Genomic DNA, 2,541 nt, shown 5'->3' on the forward strand with positions numbered 1-2,541 from the left:
ATGACCTTCTCGTTCTTCTGCACATCCGTCGGCGTGCCCTCGGCGATCTGCTTGCCGTAGTCCAGCACCGTCACCCGGTCACACAGGCCCATCACCAGCTTCACGTCGTGTTCGATCAGGAGGATGGTGCGGCCGTCCTTGCGGATGCGGTCGATCAGCTCGCGCAGCACCACCTTCTCGGTGGCATTCATGCCCGCGGCCGGCTCGTCCAGCGCGATCAGCTTGGGGTCCGTGGCCAGCGCGCGGGCGATCTCCAGGCGGCGCTGGTCGCCGTAGGACAGCGTGCGCGCCTTGAATTCGGCGTACTTGCCGATGCCCACATAGTCCAGCAGCTCCTGTGCCCGCTTGGCGATCGCGGCCTCCTCGGCCTTGAACGCCGGCGTGCGGAACACCGCACCGAGCAGCCCCGAGTGCGTGCGCACATGGCGCCCCACCATCACGTTCTCCAGCGCCGTCATCTCGGCGAACAGCCGGATGTTCTGGAAGGTCCGCGCAATCCCCGTCTTGGCCACCAGGTGCACCGCCGTGGGCTGGTAGGGCTCGCCCCCCAGCTCGAAGGTCCCCGCATCCGGCGTGTACAAGCCCGTGATCACGTTGAAGAAGGTGGTCTTGCCCGCCCCGTTGGGACCGATCAGGCCATACACCTGGCCCTTGTTGATCTGGATGCCCACTTCCGAGAGGGCCTGCAGACCGCCGAAGCGCTTGGACACGCCGGCGACCTTGAGTACGACTTCGCTCATTGTTCTTTGCTCCTGCTGTCCTGGCTCACTTCACCGCCTGCGGCGCCGCCTTGCCGTGCTCCGGGCTCGGCCACAGACCGCGCGGACGCAGCAGCATGATGCTGATCATCGCCAGCGCCACCAGCAGCTGGCGCAGGATGGCCGCATCCAGCCGGCCCCCCGTCATCTCCTGCAGCGGCCCGGCCACATAGCGCAGCACCTCCGGCAGCGCCGACAGCAGCAGCGCCCCCAGGATCACGCCCGGGATGTGCCCGATGCCACCCAGCACCACCATCGCCACGATCATCACCGACTCCTGCAGGCTGAACGACTCCGGGCTCACGAAGCCCTGGAAGGCCGCGAACATGCTGCCCGCCACGCCACCGAACGTCGCCCCCATGCCGAAGGCCAGCAGCTTCAGGTTGCGCGTGTTCAGCCCCATCGCCTTGGCCGCGATCTCGTCCTCGCGGATCGCCATCCAGGCTCGCCCGATGCGCGAGTTCTCCAGGCGGAAGCACAGGATCACCGTCGCCACCACCAGCGCCAGGAAGAAGTAGTAGTACAGCGTCACCGACGGCAGCGTGTACCCGAACACCTGCAGGCTCTTGCCCAGATCGATCCCGAAGAAGTGGATCCCGTCGATCTGACCGATCCCCCGCGGACCATTGGTGATGTTCAGCGGGTACTCCATGTTGTTCAGGAACACACGGATGATCTCCCCGAAGCCCAGCGTCACGATCGCCAGGTAGTCCCCGCGCAGCTTCAGCGTGGGCGAGCCCAGCAGCACCCCGGCCAGCGCGGCAAGACCTGCCCCCAGCGGAATCACCACCCACAGCGGCGAGTGCAGCCCGCCCGGGAACGCCGCCGCGATGCCCTCGAAGTTCTCCATCAGGTGCGGGCTGGCCAGCAGCGCGAACATGTAGGAGCCCACCGCATAGAAGGCCACATAGCCCAGGTCCAGCAGCCCCGCGTAGCCCACCACGATGTTCAGCCCCAGCGCCAGCATCACGTACAGCAGCGCCAGATCGATGATCCGCACCGGCCCGTTGCCGAACTGCTGCGCAATCAGCGGCACCACCAGCAGGCCCAGGGCCGCCAGCACGAACACAATCAGCTTGTTCTTCATTCTTGCTACTCCTTGGCCTCAGGCACGGTCCGCCACGCGCTCACCCAGCAGGCCCGAAGGACGCAGGGTCAGCACCAGGATCAGCGCCACGAAGGCGAAGATGTCCGCATAGTGGCTGCCCAGCACGCCCCCCGTCAGGTCCCCCAGGTAGCCCGCGCCGATCGCCTCGATCAACCCCAGCACGATCCCGCCCAGCATGGCGCCGGCCAGGTTGCCGATGCCACCCAGCACCGCCGCCGTGAAGGCCTTCAGGCCCGGCATAAAGCCCATGGAGTGCTGCACCGTGCCGTAGTTGGCCGCCCACATCAGCCCCGCCACCGCCGCCAGCGCCGCACCGATCACGAAGGTCGCCGAGATCACAAAGTCCGGCTTCACCCCCATCAACCCCGCCACGCGCGGGTTCTCCGCCGTGGCCCGCATCGCGCGGCCCAGCTTGGTGTGGTTCACCAGGTACATCAGCCCTGCCAGGATCACCACCGTCAGCACCAGGATCAGCACCTGCGTCACCGTGATCACCGGCCCGCCCAGGTTGAACGGCTCCGTCGGCAGCAGCAGCGGGAAAGGCTTGGGATTGGGCTTCCACACAATCATCGCCAGCGTCTGCAGCAGCAGCGACATGCCCATCGCCGTGATCAGCGGTGCCAGGCGCGGCGCGTTGCGCAGCGGGCGGTACGCGATTTTCTCGATGGTGAAGTT

The 2,541-nt window shown here is 66.8% G+C and carries 3 protein-coding genes; all 3 read right to left on the minus strand.

Going from position 1 to position 2,541, the window contains the following annotated elements; translation table 11 throughout:
• Nucleotides 1-740 (minus strand): ABC transporter ATP-binding protein (locus H5407_RS23375; RefSeq protein WP_183106892.1); only part of this gene is annotated, 740 nt, incomplete at its 3' end.
• A 25-nt stretch (nucleotides 741-765) separates the two neighbouring features.
• A complete protein-coding gene (locus H5407_RS23380) occupies nucleotides 766-1,845 on the minus strand; it encodes an ABC transporter permease subunit (RefSeq protein WP_183106893.1) in 1,080 nt (359 codons plus the stop codon).
• 18 nt (nucleotides 1,846-1,863) lie between these two features.
• Nucleotides 1,864-2,541, minus strand: a 678-nt coding sequence (locus H5407_RS23385; RefSeq protein ID WP_183106894.1) for a branched-chain amino acid ABC transporter permease, incomplete at its 5' end; no start/stop codon positions are given.

This window comes from Mitsuaria sp. WAJ17, assembly GCF_014174515.1.
In the GTDB taxonomy this organism is placed as follows: Bacteria; Pseudomonadota; Gammaproteobacteria; order Burkholderiales; family Burkholderiaceae_C; genus Roseateles_B.

Coding starts and splice junctions, on each gene's coding strand:
- H5407_RS23380 (WP_183106893.1), bottom strand. CDS start 1,845: ATGAAGAACAAGCTGATTGTGTTCGTGCTGGCGGCCCTGGGCCTGCTG.